We start from the raw sequence: 20,404 nt of genomic DNA, 5'->3' as shown, positions 1-20,404 counted from the left end.
AATGACATCAATAGCATTACAATTTGGAATTAAAGAAGCTTTATCTCAATTGGGAATAAAGGAAATTAATGATGGAACTTCAACAGGTGTAAATAATTTTTCAAATGGTGAAATCCTTGAAAGTTATTCACCTGTAGATGGGCAATTAATTGCAAAAGTAAAAACTTCTACTACTGAAGATTATGAAAAAGTAATAAGTTCAGCTACAGCTGCATTCAAAACATTTCGATTGATGCCAGCTCCACAACGTGGTGAAATTGTGCGTCAGTTTGGAGATAAATTGCGTCAAAACAAAGAAGCCTTAGGGAAATTGGTTTCTTATGAAATGGGGAAATCATTGCAAGAAGGATATGGCGAAGTCCAAGAGATGATTGACATCTGCGATTTTGCTGTGGGCCTTTCACGTCAGTTACACGGATTAACGATGCACTCTGAGCGTCCAGGACATAGAATGTATGAGCAATACCATTCGTTGGGTGTTGTCGGAATTATTTCTGCCTTTAATTTTCCCGTAGCAGTTTGGGCTTGGAATACAGCATTGGCTTGGATTTGTGGAGATGTTTGTGTTTGGAAACCCTCTGAAAAAACACCTCTTTGTGGTATTGCCTGTCAAAATATCATTGCCGAAGTTATAAAAGAAAACAACCTTCCTGAAGGAATTTCTTGTCTAGTCAATGGTGATTACAAAATAGGAGCATTATTAAGTAGCGATGTTCGTGTACCCCTAATTTCAGCAACCGGTTCTACACGTATGGGTAAAATTGTTGCTCAAACTGTGGCTGGCCGTTTAGGAAGATCGTTGTTGGAGTTAGGCGGAAACAATGCGATTATTGTAACGCCAGATGCTGATATTAAAATGACCGTTATCGGAGCTGTTTTTGGAGCTGTTGGTACGGCTGGTCAACGTTGTACTTCTACTCGTCGTTTGATTATTCACGAAAGTATTTATGATAAAGTAAAAGATGCCGTTGTATCGGCTTACGGACAATTGAGAATTGGAAATCCATTAGACGAGAAAAATCACGTTGGACCGTTAATTGATAAACAGGCTGTTGAATTTTATAATAATGCTTTGACAAAAGTGATTGAAGAAGGCGGTAAAATTCTTGTTGAAGGTGATGTGCTTTCTGGCGAAGGTTATGAAAGCGGATGCTATGTAAAACCTGCAATTGCTGAAGCAGATAACTCCTTTGAAATTGTTCAACATGAAACTTTTGCCCCAGTTTTATATTTGATCAAATATTCTGGAACTATCGAAAATGCAATCGATGTTCAAAACGGAGTAGCACAAGGATTATCATCTGCCATTATGACCAACAATCTACGTGAAGCCGAAAGATTTTTATCTGTCACGGGTTCTGATTGCGGCATTGCCAATGTAAATATCGGAACTTCTGGAGCTGAAATTGGTGGAGCTTTTGGAGGAGAAAAAGAAACTGGTGGAGGCAGAGAATCCGGTTCTGATGCTTGGAAAGTCTATATGCGTCGTCAAACCAATACAATTAATTACACTACAAGTTTGCCCCTAGCTCAGGGAATCAAATTCGATTTATAATTCATAATGTTTTTTACGAAAAAAAATGCTTTACATAATGTAAACAGGATTTCGTATGCCATTTTTAAAAAAAGAATACCTAAAAAAAGAGAATCTAAAATTAACTAAAACCATTAACAAATGAAAAAAACAACCTCATTGATTAGGAGGCACAATTTTGTCCTCTTCCTGTTATGCCTCTGGCTACCAAACATCAATTTTGCACAAAATAGTCAATTGCAAAAAACCATTTCAGGAAAAATAACGGATAGTAAAGGCATTTTACTACCTGGAGTAAATGTAACTTTAGATGCAACTACTATTGGAACAAATAGTGATGAAAACGGAAAATTTACATTACAAATTCCTTCTGATATAAAAAATCCTACTTTAACTTTTACCTATATTGGATTTAACACACTAAAGGTTCCTGTGCAAAATAGCAAAGAATTAAACGTTGTACTTCAAGAAGAAAATAACAAGTTAGACGAAGTGGTTGTTATTGGTTATGGAACCATCAAAAAAGGAAATGTTACCGGAGCAATTTCTACTATAAAAAAAGAAAGCTTGGAAGCTCGAGGAACCAATAATGCTGCAGAAGCACTTCAAGGTTTAGTACCAGGAGTAAATGTTCAAAAAACAGGAGGAACTGCTGGTGCCACAGTAAATGTTAAGATTAGAGGAATTAATACTTTTGGAAATACAAACCCATTATACATTATAGATGGTTTTCAAGGAGATATAAATTCAGTCAATCCTACAAATATCGAATCAATGGAGGTTCTTAAAGATGGTGCTGCAGCAGCAATTTATGGATCTGTAGCCGCAAACGGTGTAATCATTGTTACAACAAAATCGGGGCAAAAAGAAGGAATGAAAGTTGATTTTACTTCTTTTGTAAAAAGTACAACAACAGCCAAAACATTAGATTTATTAGATTCCCAAGGCTATCAAACCGTTCATAAAAGAATGTATGATGAATACAATAAATATGCTAATACTCCAGTTGCATTACCTGCATACATTACTAATCCGATAGAAAATAATACAGATTGGCAAGATCAGGTTTTCCGTTCTGGATTAGCACAAAATTATGGCTTAGGTGTTCAAGGTCGTCAAGGTGTGGTTAAGTTTGCTCTTTATGGAAACTTATCCTCAGAAAAAGGAATTGTAATTGACAACAATTTTGATCAAAGAAATGCAAGTGCAAGAGTTAGTTTCAAAAAATCAATTTTTGATGTTGATACTAAATTAGCGTATGTCTCAACGAAAAACGAACAACCCAATTTTCAGTTAAAAGAAGTTTATGCTATTTCGCCTTTAGTCCCTGTTTTAGACCCAAATGAACCTTATGGTTATGGCTTAACAAATAAAGACGGCTTACCTTTTAATACAAATCCAGTTGCAGATGAGCATTATAGAAGTGGTGATACGAGAGGACAAGATTTAACAGCTAATATATCAATAACTGCTAATATCACCTCTTGGCTAAAGTTTAAAACTGCTTATTCTTACCATGAGCTAAACTCACAACAAACATGGCACAATCCTCCATTTATCGCAAACGTACAATCTCCTGAAAAATACACAGTGCAAAGGGAGCAAAGAACTTTCTTGGATCAACAGATTTGGGAAAATACTATAACGGCAGCTAAAACTTTTGGAAATCACTCTTTTGACTTTTTATTAGGTACTACCATGAACCCTTCCTCTTCTAACTGGAATGATATTACAGTAGAAGGTAAAACAACGGATCATACTGTAGAAAATGGACAACTCGTGTCTATAGAGCATCCCGCAGGTTTTTTAGATCCTAGTTTCCAAACCATTGGAGCAGGAAAAGGAGGAACTTATTCAGCTGATGGATCTAAATACCAATACAATCGACTTTCTTATTTCAGCCGTATTAATTATTCTTACAAAGATCGTTATTTGGCTCAAGCTACGGTACGTTATGACGGTTCATCTAAATTCGGAAAAGACACTCGTTGGGGAGCATTCCCATCGGTTGCTTTAGGTTGGAAAATTGATAAAGAAGATTTCTTCCCAGAAGATTTTCTTGTGTCTAAATTAAAATTACGTGCGAGTTGGGGACAATTAGGTAATGAAGCAGCATTAGGATACTATGCTTCTAGTTCATTAATTCATTCTGGAAATTCGTTAAACTCAGGTTATGTACAAGGAACTGGAAGTAATCCATGGCCAGGTAGTATTGCAACTACATTAGAAAACAGAAAACTACAATGGGAAACGACAGATTCTAAAAACATTGGAATTGATTATGTTCTTAAAAACGGGAAAATTAGTGGTTCTATGAATTACTATCATAATGTTACTGACAATTTGTTAATCACAAAAAAATTAGCTCCTTCTGCAGGAATTGATGATCCTATTCTTAATGTTGGTAAAGTGAGTAACAGCGGATTTGAATTCGAAATTAATTATGCTGATCAGGTTAATGATTTCAAATATAATGTAGGCTTAAATTTTAGTACCCTTCACAATAATGTAGAATCTCTTGCCAATGCAGATCAAGCTATTTATGGAGAAGGTCTAAAATATGGTGATGAGCATTTCCCTACTCAAGCACGAGTTGGCACACCAATTAGTGCCTTTTACCTATACCGAACTGATGGAATTTTTCAATCTATGGCCGAAGTAGATAGTTATACCAATAATGGTACTTTAATTCAGCCAAATGCTAAGCCAGGTGATGTTAAATTCAAAGATTTAAATAATGACGGAGTAATTGATGAAAAAGATAAAGAATACACCGGTACAGGTTTGCCAAAACTAGAAGCCAACTTAATTCTAGGTGCTAGTTACAAAGGCTTTGATTTTAGCGCTTTAATAGGAAGTGGATGGGGAAATAAATTATACAACGGAAACAGGTATTTCTACGAATCTATGAGTTCAGGAACAAATATGCTGGCTACTACCCTTAATTCGTGGACACCAGAAAACCACAGTGACACTCCTCGTGCTGTACTTGGGGATCCTAATGGAAACAGTAGAGAATCTGATCGTTTTCTTGAAAATGGAAATTTCGTTCGTATGCGTCAATTACAAATTGGATATACTTTACCTAAACAACTGTTAGATGCAACCAAAATAGACAAACTGAGATTTTATGTAACTGCTGAAAATCTATTTACCATTACCAATTATTCAGGTACTGATCCAGAATTTTCAAGAAACACTTTACTAGATACTGGTGTAGACCGTTTCGTGTATCCATTCACAAGATCATTCATTTTGGGCGTACAATACGTATTTTAAGAAATTTATAAAGAAACAATCATGAAAAAGATATTCAATTTTTTTACTGTTTTAGGCTTATTAACACTCGCAGGATGCAATAGTGATGATTTCCTAGATCAAGAATCACCGGATCAACTTGACTCTTCAACATTCTGGAGAAACAAATCAGATGCCGAAGCAGGTCTTTCTGCAACTTATGCCTTACTTGAAGGAGCTGTCGACGAATATGCATTCACTGAGGTAAAATGGCCTGTAGAAGCATATCGCGAAGACATTTGTAAACTAGGAAGCGATGCCCTTAATTATCAAAATTGGGTAGAACTTGCTGATTTTACGTACACCAATGGCAATAGTCAATTTACAAGTTATTGGACACTTAATTATCGTGGTATTAGTAATGCTAATCAAGTTATTACCAAGGTTGGACAAATGCCATCATCTGCAATTACTGATGTAGACAAAAATCAAATAATTGCAGAAGCACAATTTTTAAGAGCTTATTACCATTTAAAGTTAATTCTTAACTGGGAAAAAATAAAAATCAGAAACAAATATATTACTGATCAAAGCCAAATAGATGCTCCTCTTTCAGAACGTACAGAAGCTTGGGATTTTATCATAAGTGAATTAAAAGCTGCTGCCCAAGTGCTTCCAGCTACTCAACCAGCAGAAAAAGCAGGGCGTGCAACTAGTGGTGCAGCTAACAGTTATCTTGGATTTGCATATTTAACTAGAGCATATGAAGAAACAGCTCAGAAACAAACTTACCTTACTGAATCCCTTGCTGCCTTTGATAAAGTACAAGGTTATGAACTGGTAAAAGATTACGTTAGTATGTTTAATGGAACTAACAAAAACTCAAAAGAATCTATTTTTGAACTTCAATTTAGTGAAAACACCTCTAATGGTGCTTTCTACCGTACTGCTCTTCATTTCTGGATGGGTGCAAGTGAATTAGGTGGTTGGGATGAAATTCTACCTACAGATATGTTGATGAATGAATTTAAAAAAGAAGGAAAAATAGCTTCAACAGGAAATTACGATTCTCGTCTTTACAGTAACATTTTCTTTAAAGATCCCTATTTTAATGACCCTGCAAATCCAAGGATTTTTGGTCAAACGTATGATGACAAATTCGGAACTACAGACAAACCTGTTTTCCGCAAGTACTTACCTCCTACTCAAGAACAAATGGATACTGAATTTTTGGGTATGAATGTTCCTTTAATGAGATACTCAAATGTTCTTTTGATGAAAGCTGAAGCCTTAAACGAATTACAACGTTCTCCAGAAGCTATACCATTTATTAATGAAGTAAGAGCTAGAGCCGATATGCCAAATATGGTAGGTGCAAGCTATGATGCGGTTAAAGCTCAAATTGAACATGAAAGAATTATTGAATTCCCGTTGGAGAATTTCCGTTTTTACGATTTACGTCGTTGGGGAAAAACAAAATCTGCTTTAGATGCTGTTGGGCGCACCAATTTTGATCCTGCAAAGAATAATTTCTACCCAGTTCCTTTAACCGAAATACAAAATAATTAAACTCATCACATAGAATTAGTACTAAAAAAAGAATAGTCCACTCAAGAGTTGGACTATTCTTTTATAACATTTAAAAGATTAATTTTAAATAACTTAAAAACTCAAATCTTGAAACAAGTTCAACTTGAAAGGTTTTTATAGATTAAAAGAGGAATAGCAATAATATGCATTTTTAAAAACCCACTTTACTGCAAAGCTGAGATTCATCTCAAAATGCATAATCGAAACAAATATTATATTAAAATGAAACAATTTATATCGACTCTTTTATTCTTTTTGATACTTCAAAATGCCTTTTCTCAAACAAAATTTCCAATTTTGGAGTTGAGTAAAAACAGCTTGAATTATAAAGGTTTTCCAAAAAATGCGACCGATCGTAAGTCATTGGCATTTTCAGACAAAGGTGCTTGGTTTGGTTTTGGGTTTCTTGAACCAGGATCCATTCAAGGTGGATTTTCAGGGCCATTTTTAATGACGGAACAAAATGGTGTTTGGCTAAGTTCTTCTTTTGTTTCGTTGCGTCTTTTGAATGACAACAAACAAGATGAAATCAACTGGGAAAAATCTTTAGTAAATCAAAATAGTTACAACAGTCATTTAGAACAATTGTTCCAAAATGAATTGCTTGAGGTAAAACAACAGTTGGTATTCTTTTCGGGAAATACGGCAATCCAAAAAACAAGTATTACTAATCGTTCATCAAAAAAAATTTCTTTAAATCCCGTTTTTGACTCTAAAACTTACCTAAATACGATTCAGTTTTCTAAAGAAAATCAAACCCTAAAATTAATTTCTTCAAAAAGCAATGCTGTTGGTTACATTCAGTTTTTTGACAAAAACACCGTTATCGAAACGACGAATGAAGGCTATAGTGCTAAATTAAATTTGATAACAGTAAAGCCTAATGAAACAAAAGAAATCATAGTTTCACAATCGTATATTTTTCCACAGTATAGTTGGGAAAATGAAAAAATAAAAATTTCAAAAAGTACCTTCAATTCAGTTTTAAGTACGAATCAACAGGCCAAAGAAAAAGAATTAGCTCAATTAATAGCTAAAAAGAAAATGGTTTATAACGGTGATGATTATTCTGTTTTCCTAGCAAAATTAATCCTCACTTTACAAAACAACACTAGAATTGCTGCAGAAGGATTAAAGCATGAAGGTGTATTTCCAAGCTATAACTACGAATGGTTTCATGGTTTTTGGGCGTGGGATAGCTGGAAACATGCTGCAGCATTAGCTCACTTTAGTCCTGAATTAGCTAAAAATCAAATGCGTGCTTTGTTTGATTATCAAGAACCAAACGGATTTATTCCAGATTGTATTTATCGGGATACGACAATTGAGCCTAATAATTATAGAAATACAAAAGCACCACTTGCAGCTTGGGCAGTTTGGGAAATTTACAAACAAAATAAAGATGTTAGTTTCATTAAAGAAATGTATCCAAAATTAAAAAAATACCATGATTGGTGGTACAAAGAACGTGATCATGATCAAGATGGCCTTTGCGAATTTGGTTCTACAGATGGTAGTGTAATTGCAGCTAAATGGGAAAGTGGCATGGACAACGCGGTACGTTTTGATAATAGTAAAATATTAAAAAATGGAGAAAAGGCTTACTCGCTAGACCAAGAAAGTGTCGATTTAAACTCATTTTTATATGCTGAAAAAAATTATTTGGCTAAGATGGCACAAGTTTTAAAACTAGCGGATGAAGAAAAAAAATGGAAATCTGAAAGTAATACTTTAAAAATACAAATTCAGACGCAATTTTGGGATGCTACTACTGGATGGTTTTATGACACATCAATTGATGGAAAAACATCCGTTAAAGATATGGGGTGCGAAGGTTTTTTACCACTTTGGACTGAGGTTGCTACTTCTGAACAAGCGAATGCGATTAAAAACAATTTATTAAATCCAATTACTTTCAACACATTTGTTCCGCTACCAACCTTGGCGGCTAACAATCCAAAATTTAATCCAGAAGACGGATATTGGAGAGGTCCAATTTGGTTAGATCAAGTTTATTTTGGTATCAATGGATTAGAAAAATATGGTTATAAAAAAGAAGTCGATTTACTTACGGGTAAACTTATTCAGAACACCGAAGGCGCTTTAGAAAAAGGAATGTCTATTCGAGAAAATTATCATCCAAAAACTGGAAAAGGATTAGAAGCGCAAAATTTTAGCTGGTCGGCAGCACATTTTTTACTTTTAATTTTAAATAACTAATAACAAAAACAATTAAGTAATGACTCATTATAATTCCTTAATAACGAAACTTATATTTTTACTTTTAGCCTTATTCGGTTTTCAGTTGAATGCACATTCTCAAGAAAAAAACAATCCTCAGAGGTTTTTCAATAAAGCTGATTTAATGCAAATTGGGGTGTATTATTACCCTGAGCAATGGCCAAGAGAACAATGGGGTCGTGACTTAAAAAATATAAAAAAGTTAGGTTTTGAATTCACCCATTTCGCCGAATTTGCATGGACATATATGGAACCTGAAGAGGGAAAATATGATTTTAAATGGCTTGATGATGCCTTATCAATAGCCGAAAAAGAAGGTTTAAAAGTGATTCTTTGCACGCCTACACCTACTCCACCAGCTTGGATGGGTGATAAATACCCTGAAATATATCTAGTTGATTCTAAGGGCAACCGAAGACAACACGGAAATAGAGCAAACATTTCAGTAACCAATAAAAAATACCGTGAATTCACAGCGAAAATAGTAGCTGAACTGGGAAAGAGATACGGTAAAAACAAAAATATTATAGGTTGGCAAATTGACAACGAGCCTTTGTCTACGGAGGATTTTAGTCCTTCTGCTCGCACGGCATTTCAAATTTGGCTTAAAGCCAAATACGGGACTATTGAAAAATTGAATACGGAATGGGTTGGTAGTTTCTGGAGTACACGTTATTCTAACTTTGAACAAATCGTATTACCTAACACCGAAGTTTATTTTGAAGATAAGTTAAGTCCACATACGATTTTAGATTTCAAGCGATTCACTGCAGATGCTCAAGCTAGCTTCTTAAATGACCAAGCCGAAATATTGAGAAAATATACGGATTCAAAACAATGGATTACGACTAACTTCACTAATGTGACTTACGACTCAGACCCAAGAAGGGCTGATAAAATGGACTTCATCACCTATACAATGTACCCCGTAAGTGGTCAAAATAATTTAGGTGGAGCCAATTTTAGAATCGGACATCCTAGTAAAATCCATGAAGCAAACGATTATTATCGCTCCATCAGTGGCGTTACAGGGATTATGGAATTACAACCAGGACAAGTAAACTGGGCGGATATTAATCCACAATTGCAACCGGGAACGGTTCACATGTGGCTTTCACAAGCCTTTGGAGGCGGTTGCGCTTTTACCTGTACTTACAGATACAGACACCCACTAGGAAGTAGCGAAATGTATCACGAAGGTATTGTGGGCACTGACGGAGTCACACTTTCTACTGGTGGAAAAGAATTTGTACAATCAATTCAAGACATGAAACTATTGCGTAAAGAGTACAACCCAAAAGCAGTACTTCCGCAAAAAATTGCCAACAGGAAAACAGGTTTCCTGTGGAGTCATGAAAACCTTTGGGACTTAGAAAATCACAAGCAAACCAAAAATTGGAATACTTGGAGACATAGAAATACGTATTCTTCAGCCATCAAATCTACTGGAGCACCAGTGGATTTTCTTACAGAGGAAGATAATTTTGATGAATATCATTTTATTGTGGCTAGTTCGTATCAGCTTATTGATCAAAAATTAGTGGACAAATGGACTAAATATGTTGAAAAAGGAGGTAATTTGATTTTAACGTGTAGAACTGGACAAAAAGACAAAAACGGACATTTTTTTGAAGCCAACTGGAGTGCGCCAATCGTGCCTCTAATTGGAGCTGATGTTGACTTTTTTGATGTATTAGTTACAGATATGAAAGGAAATATAAAAGCAGATAACAATAACTTTCAATGGAACACCTGGGCAGATGTATTATCGCCTAGAAAAGGAACCGAAGTTTTAGCCACCTATGAAGACCAATTTTATAAAGGCAAAGCTGCCGCAGTTACTAGAAAGTTAGGTAAAGGAACAGTAACTTACATTGGCGTAGAAAGTACTGAGGGAAATTTAGAGAGACAAATTGTACGCAATGTATATGAAAGAGCAAATGTGGCCATTGAGAATTTACCAAGAGGTGTTTTTGTCGAATGGAGAGATGGCTTCTATGTAGGAGTTAATTATTCAAACGACCCTGTTGAACTTGCTATTCCACAAGGAAGTAAAATATTGGTTGGACAGAATCCTTTGCAGCCTGCACAAGCCGTAATTTGGAAATAAAATTAACGAATACAAAAAATTTACTGATGAATTTTTCAGAAAAAACAATTGAGCAATTAGCCAAAGAACATTACGGGCTAACTGCAACCGCAAAATCATTAAATGGTTATGACGAGTTAAATTTTCTTTTATCTACAGAAACAAACGAAAAGTATATTCTAAAAATATCTAATGAAGATCATCCCCTTCCGTTTTTAGACGCGCAGGTAAAAATCATTCAGCACCTATCAAATAGCAGCCTTGCAAACAAATTTCAGCAGTTTTGCATCAACACGCAGGGCGATGCTTTGACAAAAGTTGAAGTCAATTCTAAAATATATTATGTAAGAATTCTCAATTTTCTAGAAGGTACTTTTTGGGTAGAAAAAGTAAACAAATCAAAGGAGTTATTTTACAATCTAGGATCCTTTTTAGGAAATATGGATTATGAACTTCGCTACTTTTCTCATCTTGCTATGCACCGTCGCTATACTTGGGATATCAATTGTGCTAGCGAGGCAAATGATAATCTGAAATATATTATAGATCACGAAAAAAGACGAATCGCAGGTTATTTCTTGTTGCAATTTGATAACGAAGTACTTCCTCTAGTCCATACTTTGCGTCATGCCTACATACATAACGATGCTAATGATTATAACATCCTAGTTCAAGAAAATCACATTAGTGGTTTGATTGATTTTGGTGATATGGTTTACACATCGCTTATCAACAATCTAGCGATTGCGTGTACTTATGCCATGCTTGGTGAGAAAGACCCGTTGACAGTTGCTGCATCAATTGTTGAAGGGTATCATAAATCGTATGCACTCAATGAACAAGAAGTTGATTTATTGTATTATCTAATTGCAGCGAGACTTTGTATCAGTGTGACACAATCAGCTTACAACTCATCTTTAGAAAGCAACAATGAACATCATTTTCTTACTGAAAAACCAGCTTGGGAATTGCTAAACCAACTTATTCGAATTAATCCAATAAAAGCGCAAGATACTTTTAGAAAAGTTTGTGGTTTTACAGGAATTATTACTGATGAAAATTATGATGATTTATTGGCAATTCGTCACGAAAAAATAGGTAGAAATTTAAGTATTGGATACAAAGACAAACTAAAAATTACAAAAGGCGCTTTACAATTTCTCTATGATGATAAAGGAAGAACTTTTGTAGATTGTGTAAATAACCCATCACATGTAGGTCATTGCCATCCTGTTGTTGTTCGAAAAATGCAAAAACAAATTGCTAATTTAAACACGAATACACGTTATCTTAATGACACTATTATTGAATATGCCGAAAAACTTACTGCTACTTTACCTGCAGCTTTAAGTGTATGCTATTTTGTTAATTCCGGCAGTGAAGCTAATGATTTGGCAATTCGAATGAGTCGCCATTTCACGAAACAGAAGGACATTATTGTACTGGATCATGCTTATCATGGTACATCGACGGTTGCTATGGAAATGAGCCCATATAAATTTGATGGTAAAGGCGGTTTCGGAAAAATGCCTTGGATTCATAAAGCGATTAATCCCGACTTATATCGTGGTCCTTATAAATATGGAGATACAAATGCAGGCGAAAAATATGCTGCTGATGTGCAACGAATTATCGAAGATTTAAAAAAAGAAGATAAAGCGCCTGCTGTATTCATTTGCGAAACGCTTTTAGGTGTTGGAGGCCAAATACCACTTCCTAAAAATTATTTAAAAACGGCTTATGAACACGTTAGAGCTGCTGGAGGAATCTGTATTGCTGATGAAGTTCAGGTTGGTTTTGGACGAATTGGCGACCATTTTTGGGGTTTCGAATTGCAAGATGTCGTTCCCGATATTGTTGTTTTAGGAAAACCAATTGGTAATGGACACCCACTGGCTGCCGTAATTGTTACTAATGAAATTGCAAATGCTTTTAATAACGGTATGGAATACTTCAACACCTTTGGAGGTAATCCTGTATCTATGACGGCAGGTTTGGCTGTATTAGATGTGCTTCAAGACGAAGAAATGCAACAACATGCATTAGAAGTGGGAAACCACCTGATGGACGGTCTTAGAAAACTAATGGCTAAATATCCTATTATTAGTGATGTTCGTGGACACGGTTTATTCATAGGTGCGGAAATGGTTAAAGACCGAGATTCAATGGAGCCAGCTGTTGCTGAAATTGATATAGTTGTTGAAAAAATGAAAGAAAAAGGTTTTTTACTAAGTACAGATGGTCCTTTGCATAATGTTTTAAAAATAAAGCCACCAATGCCTTTCAATAAACAAAATGCAGATGAGATGATTGAGCTATTAGATATTGCTTTAAGCGAGTTGTAACAATCCATCATCCATATATAAAATACTAGATTAAGCAATATTTTTATTCTAAATGAAACATAAAAATTCTCTTGCCAAGAGTATTGTCAATCTTAAAAGTTTAGAACATAAATTAGAGGGTAAATTATTTTATGATCATACCATGCGCTTATTATACGCTACAGATGCGAGCACTTATAAGGAAATGCCTTTAGCTGTTGCGATTCCAATGTTGATATAAATTATCCTTATAAATTGAGTAAGTTGACTTAAAATAATCACATTTTTAAATTTATACAAAATCAAACTAAAACGATGGGAAAAAATAAATCGGAACAGAATTAATTATGTTCCGATTTAACCAATTTTATATTATTAACCTAGTTAACCTATTTTAAGACGATTCCCCCAGCCATCTATTCAAAGTTTCCAAAATTAATGATTGCTCTTTTTCTGGAAAGTCTTTCACTCTTGTAGCGTGGCTCCCTTGTGGAAGTACCATTTTCAAGGCATCTAATTTAGGATTTGGTTTTGGGGAACAAGAAAACCAAGTATCATAACCTCCATAGATATATAAAATATGATCTCCTCTGGTTTCAACGTAATTTCTAACCTTTTTAATGTATTTCGGATTGTATTTAATAGGCACTCCTTTTGGTGAAAATCGGTTGTTTGAAGTGTTTTTTACAATTTGAAGTAAATCTTCAACTGGAGAAAAATCAAATCCGTAGTATCCTAATTCACTTAAATGTTGGTAATAAGATGGCAAATAATTGAAATACATTTTATCATTATAAGTTCCAACTCCAACGACTTTATTTAAATAATCAAACAAGGCTTTGGCAGGCGCTGTTTCGAGTGGAATCTCATCACATTTTCCTCCCCATTGCCAAAAAGAAAAAGGAAATTCTAAAACTGCATATTCAAGAGCTTCTGAAAAAGGAACTTCAGTAAAATCCATTTTTTTGGCAACAGCATATTTCTTAAATTCTTCTAAAACTGCTTCTCTATTTTTTAAAACAGTGCGCTGAAAACTTTCAACCTTTGCTCTACATGCTGCACTTCCAACAGTTTTCGTATGCACTATCGTTCTAGGATCTTCTTCGGTATCGATCAAAGGAGCAACATAAGGCATTGCAACATCGACATCTTTCGGGTATTTCGATTTATAAATCAAAGCGGTCTCCCCTCCTTTACTTATTCCTGTAGAAATCCATTTCCCGGTATATAGCTCTTTTAGTTTGACTACAATATTATGGTAATCTTCTATTGCTTGATCATTGGTCAAATACTCCCAAGGTATCGGATTTGGGCGTGATTTTCCGTAAAAACGATATTCGACAGCAACTTGATTTGCTTTCAATAATGAACTTACTTCACTTTTAATATTTGCGGTATTATATCCATGTGTCTCAATAACCATCGGACTTTTAAAATCAATGTGTGACAAATAAATATAATGTTTAAAAGTTCCTTTTTCAGGATGTTTGTGATCTAATGGTTCATCTAAAATTAGTTGGAATGATTCGGTAAAACCTTGTAAATTATCAATTTGTGTTATTTCCGCTTTCGGAAATAATTGAGCTAATTTTTGATTCAATTCTGTCACTGTTTGAGCAGAACTCTCGATTGTCGTGCAGAAAAGCAAGAATAGTAAAACTATGTTTTGTATTTTTTTCATTTTTTAGGCTTAATATATTTTATAAAATTAAAACCAATGCCTCCCTAAAACTGATATTATATTACCCTTAAATTATGATATTTTATCTGATTTTTGAAAAAATAATACAATAACTAAAAATTGATTTAACTTTATTTAAAATTTAAAAAAAATGAAAACAATCCAACATATTTCTGATGATTTTATTGAAGAAAACTGCAATTTCAAGAACTTAATTGAAGCCTTACGAAAAGGATTTTCGAATACAGGAATCGAAGTCCCTATGCGCCATCATCACGATTTTAGAAATCCAGAAGAAAATAAAGATTCTACTTTATTATTAATGCCAGCTTTTAATCCAGGTAATGATTTGGGCGTAAAAATTGTAACCGTTAGTCCCAATAACGGAAAATACGATTTACCGGCAATTCAAGGAACTTACATTTACTTAGATGCTCATAAAGGGAATATCAAAGCAATATTAGATGCCAAATCATTAACCACAAAAAGAACTGCTTCTACTTCTGCTTTGGCGAGTAGCTACCTATCACGAGCCGATTCTGACAGTTTATTGATGATTGGAACTGGAGCATTAGCAACCAATTTAATTCAAGCGCATGCAAGTGTTCGCCCAATAAAAAAAGTTTTTGTTTGGGGAAGAAACTCTGCGAAAGCGCAAACAGTATGTGACGACTTGAAAGATTTTCCGTTTACATGCGAAGTCGTTGAAAATATTGAAAATGTGATTCGGAACGTAGCCATTATTTCGTGCGCTACTTTATCTGCTACTGCTTTAGTTTTTGGAAAATGGCTGCAAGAAGGGCAACATTTGGATTTGGTTGGTGCTTATAAAAAGGATATGCGAGAAGCTGATGACGAAGCCATTTTAAAATCAAGTGTATTTATCGACACTTACCAAGGCGGACTCAAAGAAAGCGGTGATATTTATATTCCACTTTCTACAAATATTATTACCAAAGATGCAATTAAAGCCGATTTATTCGAATTGTGTTCAGGAACCAAAAAAGGAAGAACTTCTGACAAAGAAATTACTTATTTCAAATCCGTTGGTCATGCGCTTGAAGATTTAGTTGCAGCGGCACACTTTTATAACGAATTTACTACCCAAAAATAATTTAAACCTAATGACATCAACTTACCAAAACATTCTAGAAAACACAAACTTTATAGTTCCCAAACATTGGGTGCAAATTAAAACAATTGACATGCATACTGGCGGAGAACCTTTGCGCGTGATTATAGATGGATTTCCTAAATTAAAAGGGAATTCAGTTTTAGAATACCGCCGAGACATCAGAGAAAATTATGATTTCCTGAGAACAACATTAATGTTTGAACCACGCGGTCATGCCGATATGTATGGCTGTATTTTACTTCCACCCAATGATAATGAAGCTGATTTTGGAATCCTATTTCTTCATAATGAAGGATACAGTACGATGTGCGGTCACGCAATTATTGCAATAAGTACGTTGGCGGCAAAAATGAATTGGATTGATCTTGTTGAAGGTGAAAATGAATTAAAAATTGACGCTCCTTGTGGCCGAATTACATCTTATGTAAATATTAAAAACGGAAAAGTTGCGGGTGTCAAATTTCATTGTGTTCCAAGTTTTGTAGTCGGTTTAGATCGTGTGGTTAATGTTCCTGGCTTGGGCGAAATCACTTATGACTTGGCTTATGGCGGCGCTTTTTATGCCTATGTTGACCTTAGAAAAAATAATTTAAACTTGAGCTTAACCACAGCTGATTACCGTGCAATTATACAAACTGGAATGGATATAAAACGTACCGTTATGCTAGATGATCGCGAAATATTACATCCTTTTGAAGAGGATTTAAGTTTTTTGTATGGCACTATTTTTATTGATGAGCCGCATAATTCTAAAAACCACAGTCGTAATGTTTGCGTTTTTGCCGAAGGTGAAGTTGATCGTTCACCTACAGGTTCTGGTGTTTCAGGAAGAGTCGCAATTGAACATGCTCGAAAAAACATTGATTATAAAAAAACAATCACAATTGAAAGCATTACAGATAGCGAATTTAATTGTTCATTAATATCTGAAGTTGATTATGGAAATTTTAAAGCTGTTATTCCGCAAGTTGAAGGAACAGCACATATTACAGGAATGAATACTTTTGTTATTGACCCTATTGATCCCATGAAAAATGGATTCATTTTACGTTAATTCTAAAACATCGTACCCAATCATTTGATACCTTTATTCAAACAAAAACAATCTCAAAAAACTACAAAAATGACTATAGGAGTTGGCGGATCTACCGCAGAAATAGAGCTAAAAAAAATACAAGACATGACGTTGAATGTAAAACCCATTCAAATACAAGAATACCAAGCTCGTATTCAAAAGGCAATTATTTTGATGAAAGAAGCCAATTACAAAGCCATTTACCTCAACGCTGGAACCAATTTATATTATTTTACAGGAACAAAATGGAATCCATCCGAAAGAATGGTGGGTGCTTTACTATTTGACGACGGAACCTTAGAATACATTGTCCCAAAATTTGAAGACGGAACTTTTAAAAAATTCATGCAAATTGATGGAAAAATCAATTGTTGGGAAGAGCACGAGAGTCCGTATACTTTAATGGGAATGCTTTTGCAGCATAAGAATTACAATGACGGAACAATTGCGTTGGATGAATCTGCTAATTACTTTTTAATTGATGGCGTTACCAAAGCCAATCCAAATTACACTTTCGTAAATGCTCAACCCATTACAACGGGTTGCCGAATTCAAAAATCAGCTAACGAAATTGCTATTATTCAGCAAGCCAAAGAAATAACAATGGTTGTTCAGCGTGCAGTAGCACGTATTTTATATCTAGGTATTAAAGCCGATACTGTTGTCGAATTCATCAACCAAGCGCATATTAAAGCGGGTGTTTCTTCGGGTTCCTATTTCTGTATCGTTTTGTTTTCTGATGATTCGCAATATCCACATGGTGTAACTGTTCCTCAAGATTTAAAAGACAATGATATTGTTTTGATTGATACGGGTTGTCGTTTAGAAGGTTATTTATCAGACATAACACGTACCTATGTTTATGGAACTCCTACGGAAGCTCACCGCAAAATTTGGAACCTTGAAAAAGCTACCCAACAAGCGGCGTTTGATGCTGCAAAATTAGGAGCTACTTGTGGTTCTGTAGATGATGCTGCTAGAAAAATATTAGGAGAAGCAGGATTAAGCTCCGATTATGGAATTCCAGGATTACCGCATCGTGTTGGTCACGGCACAGGTTTGGACATTCATGAATACCCGTATTTGGTTAGAGGTAATCAAACACTTTTACAAGAAGGAATGGTAGTCAGCAACGAACCTATGATTTGCATTCCTGGACAATTCGGAATTCGACACGAAGATCATTTTTATATGACTACTGAAGGTCCAAAGTGGTTTACAACTCCTATGCACAGTATTGATAATCCTTTTGGATATTAATACATTTAGATAGTTAAACAAAAAGGGAACATTTCCATTACAGAAATGCTCCCTTTTTAATTATTTATGTTTCTTCTATTTTGCTCCTGGAGGGCAATTTTTCTCAATAAATTTGACAAAAGTATCGCTTAGATGTTTCGAAGTTCCTTCACCTTCATAAATACCATGAGTACGGTTTGGATATATCATTAAGTCAAACATTTTGTCATATTTAACTAATTCATTTATCAAAACTTCGGCATTTTTATAATGAACATTATCATCTCCCGTTCCGTGAATATATAGTAAATTACCCTTTAAATTTTTAGCATGAGTTACTGGCGAAGCTTGAATATAAGACGCTTCACTTTCGGTTGGCAATCCCATATAGCGTTCTGTATAAATATTGTCATAAAAATGCTGATCAGTAACTGCTGCAATTGCTACTCCCGTTTTGTAAATTTCTGGATATTGAAACATCAAATTTAAAGTAACAGCTCCACCACCACTCCAACCGTGTACTGCCACTCTATCGGTGTCAATAAAATTCCATTTTAAAATTTCTTTGGCAGCCATCGCTTGATCGCGAGTATTAATAATTCCAATGTTTTTATAAATACATTTTCTCCATTGGGTACCTTTTAAAACTGGAGTTCCTCGATTATCCATTGCAATTCCTATGTATCCTTTTGGTATTAACAATTCAATAAAATCATTAAAATACGGCATATCATTTGCTACAGAAGCCATGGGTTCGCCATAAACATAAAAAAACAATGGGTACTTTTTATTCGGATCAAAATCCAAAGGTTTTGCCATTATTCCATCCATTTCAATACCATCAACTGTTGTAACTTTAAATTTTTCTAAAGAAAAATCTCTATTCGGTTCTGTAAAAACATCCGCTTCTAACGGTAATACTTTTTTATGATTGGATAAAGAAACTAAACGAATATTAAAGTTACGATTGATACTAGAATTTAAGTGCTTTGCGTAAGTTCCATCTGTAGAAAACTCATAGTTATTGGTTCCAACATAAACTTCTGGCGTTACTCGTTTTGTTTTTTTCGAATTCAAATTCGTTTCATACAAGTAGCGTTGCGTTGCATCTTTTGGGCTAGCGATATAATAAACCGATTTTGTTTTATCGTTGTACGCTTTAAAGTAAGCATCAAATCCCTGAGTAGTTATCAATTCTTTCTTTTTTCCGTCAATGCTTATTTTATAAATATGCATCCACCCATCAGCATCAGAGCTCCATAAAAAAGCTTTACCATTATCGACAAACTGACACGGAAATCCATCATATACCCCAGAAGAAATATCAAAAACATCAATCCAAGTATCTGACTTCTCTTGGTAAATTACATTAGCTTTCCCTGATTGAGTGTTACAGTTATAAAGTGTTGCTTGATTTTGATGTCTGTTTAATTGCACTACCATTACTTCTTGATTAGCAACCCACTCCATACGAACCAAATAATTATTATCAGGTTCACCTGGAATATTTAACCAATTTGTTTTTAAAGAAGCAACGTCGATAACTCCAATTTTTACCGATGCCGGTTTCTCACCCGCTTTTGGATATTCCACAGGAACGATAAACGGATACAAAGCATCAGTATTATTAATCATTAAATGGAATTTTGTTTCGGTGGCATCTACACGCCAAAAAGCAATACTTTTCCCGTCAGGACTCCATCTAAAACCATCGCGAGCGGCTAATTCTTCTTCATAAACCCAATCAAAAGTACCGTTGATAATTTTGTCGGTTCCATCTGTAGTTAAAGACGTTATTTTTCCTGAATTTAGATTTTCAATATAAATATTGTGTTTTGAAACATAAGCCACATTTTCATTATCACTAGAGAATTTAGCAAACATCAGCGATGATTTTTCTAAGTTTGCTCCCAGTTGTTTTCCTTTCCCTGTTTCCAAATCAAAACACCAATAGTCGCCTTTGGTATTGGCTCTCCAAACTTTTTTAGAATTGGTATAAACCAATACTTTTGTTTTTGTTTCGTTCCAAACTAACTCTTCAATTACACCTTCAAAACCAGAAGTCTTCAATTGTTCTTTGGTCAAAACTGTTTTGTTTTTATCCAGTTTATCCACGTCATAAACTACAACGTTATTTTGCTCATTTACCCAAAAGGAATGGGAATTTGGCAACCAATTTAATTGGTTTATAATACTATTTTTTTGAGCAAAAAGACTTGAGCTAACAAGGATAAATAATAATAAAAGTTTTTTCATTTC

Annotated in this window: 11 protein-coding genes; 9 read left to right on the top strand and 2 right to left on the bottom strand. The window is 34.7% G+C overall.

The features are described from left to right. The first annotated feature begins 1 nt into the window (after position 1). The 6 genes from C8C85_RS14910 to C8C85_RS14885 all read left to right on the top strand — a co-directional run bounded on the left by C8C85_RS14910 (position 2) and on the right by C8C85_RS14885 (position 13,036). On the top strand, positions 2–1,555 hold the full coding sequence (locus C8C85_RS14910; protein ID WP_116797772.1) for an aldehyde dehydrogenase family protein: 1,554 nt from the start codon (positions 2–4) through the stop codon (positions 1,553–1,555). A gap of 120 nt (positions 1,556–1,675) precedes the next feature. Beyond that, positions 1,676–4,813 (top strand): SusC/RagA family TonB-linked outer membrane protein, encoded by a 3,138-nt coding sequence (locus C8C85_RS14905; RefSeq protein WP_116797771.1) that lies wholly within the window; start codon positions 1,676–1,678, stop codon positions 4,811–4,813. A gap of 21 nt (positions 4,814–4,834) precedes the next feature. Further along, positions 4,835–6,340 (top strand): RagB/SusD family nutrient uptake outer membrane protein, encoded by a 1,506-nt coding sequence (locus C8C85_RS14900; RefSeq protein ID WP_116797770.1) that lies wholly within the window; start codon positions 4,835–4,837, stop codon positions 6,338–6,340. A 243-nt stretch (positions 6,341–6,583) separates the two neighbouring features. Then, the gene (locus C8C85_RS14895) at positions 6,584–8,581 is read left to right on the top strand and encodes an MGH1-like glycoside hydrolase domain-containing protein (protein ID WP_243412114.1); all 1,998 of its coding nucleotides are present in this window, start codon (positions 6,584–6,586) and stop codon (positions 8,579–8,581) included. A 19-nt stretch (positions 8,582–8,600) separates the two neighbouring features. Then, a complete protein-coding gene (locus C8C85_RS14890; protein ID WP_116797769.1) occupies positions 8,601–10,712 on the top strand; it encodes a beta-galactosidase in 2,112 nt (703 codons plus the stop codon). Between the two features lie 26 nt (positions 10,713–10,738). After that, positions 10,739–13,036: an aminotransferase class III-fold pyridoxal phosphate-dependent enzyme gene (locus C8C85_RS14885; RefSeq protein ID WP_116798500.1), complete on the top strand. Its 2,298-nt coding sequence runs from the start codon at positions 10,739–10,741 to the stop codon at positions 13,034–13,036. A gap of 373 nt (positions 13,037–13,409) precedes the next feature. Here the strand turns inward: C8C85_RS14885 and C8C85_RS14875 are convergent, their stop codons facing one another. Further along, positions 13,410–14,696 carry a S28 family serine protease gene (locus tag C8C85_RS14875; protein WP_116797768.1) on the bottom strand — a complete coding sequence of 429 codons (1,287 nt, stop codon included), beginning with the start codon at positions 14,694–14,696 and terminating at the stop codon, positions 13,410–13,412. 151 nt (positions 14,697–14,847) lie between these two features. Here C8C85_RS14875 and C8C85_RS14870 point away from each other — a divergent pair, with 151 nt between their 5' ends. From C8C85_RS14870 to C8C85_RS14860, 3 genes are all read left to right on the top strand, one after another. After that, positions 14,848–15,810 carry an ornithine cyclodeaminase family protein gene (locus C8C85_RS14870; protein WP_116797767.1) on the top strand — a complete coding sequence of 321 codons (963 nt, stop codon included), beginning with the start codon at positions 14,848–14,850 and terminating at the stop codon, positions 15,808–15,810. 10 nt (positions 15,811–15,820) lie between these two features. Continuing rightward, complete coding sequence (locus C8C85_RS14865) at positions 15,821–16,885, top strand: proline racemase family protein (RefSeq protein ID WP_116797766.1); 1,065 nt, start codon at positions 15,821–15,823, stop codon at positions 16,883–16,885. Positions 16,886–16,954: 69 nt separating this feature from the next. Continuing rightward, complete coding sequence (locus C8C85_RS14860; RefSeq protein ID WP_116798499.1) at positions 16,955–18,166, top strand: M24 family metallopeptidase; 1,212 nt, start codon at positions 16,955–16,957, stop codon at positions 18,164–18,166. A gap of 75 nt (positions 18,167–18,241) precedes the next feature. Here the strand turns inward: C8C85_RS14860 and C8C85_RS14855 are convergent, their stop codons facing one another. Next, positions 18,242–20,401 carry a S9 family peptidase gene (locus C8C85_RS14855; RefSeq protein ID WP_116797765.1) on the bottom strand — a complete coding sequence of 720 codons (2,160 nt, stop codon included), beginning with the start codon at positions 20,399–20,401 and terminating at the stop codon, positions 18,242–18,244. Between the last annotated feature and the right edge of the window lie 3 nt (positions 20,402–20,404).

Source organism: Flavobacterium sp. 103, from assembly GCF_003096795.1.
Classification (GTDB): domain Bacteria; phylum Bacteroidota; class Bacteroidia; order Flavobacteriales; family Flavobacteriaceae; genus Flavobacterium.
Note: the sequence above shows the minus strand (reverse complement) of the source record. Positions and strands in the feature narration are given on the sequence as shown.

Coding starts and splice junctions, on each gene's coding strand:
- C8C85_RS14910 (WP_116797772.1), top strand. CDS start 2: ATGACATCAATAGCATTACAATTTGGAATTAAAGAAGCTTTATCTCAA.
- C8C85_RS14905 (WP_116797771.1), top strand. CDS start 1,676: ATGAAAAAAACAACCTCATTGATTAGGAGGCACAATTTTGTCCTCTTC.
- C8C85_RS14900 (WP_116797770.1), top strand. CDS start 4,835: ATGAAAAAGATATTCAATTTTTTTACTGTTTTAGGCTTATTAACACTC.
- C8C85_RS14895 (WP_243412114.1), top strand. CDS start 6,584: ATGAAACAATTTATATCGACTCTTTTATTCTTTTTGATACTTCAAAAT.
- C8C85_RS14890 (WP_116797769.1), top strand. CDS start 8,601: ATGACTCATTATAATTCCTTAATAACGAAACTTATATTTTTACTTTTA.
- C8C85_RS14885 (WP_116798500.1), top strand. CDS start 10,739: ATGAATTTTTCAGAAAAAACAATTGAGCAATTAGCCAAAGAACATTAC.
- C8C85_RS14875 (WP_116797768.1), bottom strand. CDS start 14,696: ATGAAAAAAATACAAAACATAGTTTTACTATTCTTGCTTTTCTGCACG.
- C8C85_RS14870 (WP_116797767.1), top strand. CDS start 14,848: ATGAAAACAATCCAACATATTTCTGATGATTTTATTGAAGAAAACTGC.
- C8C85_RS14865 (WP_116797766.1), top strand. CDS start 15,821: ATGACATCAACTTACCAAAACATTCTAGAAAACACAAACTTTATAGTT.
- C8C85_RS14860 (WP_116798499.1), top strand. CDS start 16,955: ATGACTATAGGAGTTGGCGGATCTACCGCAGAAATAGAGCTAAAAAAA.
- C8C85_RS14855 (WP_116797765.1), bottom strand. CDS start 20,401: ATGAAAAAACTTTTATTATTATTTATCCTTGTTAGCTCAAGTCTTTTT.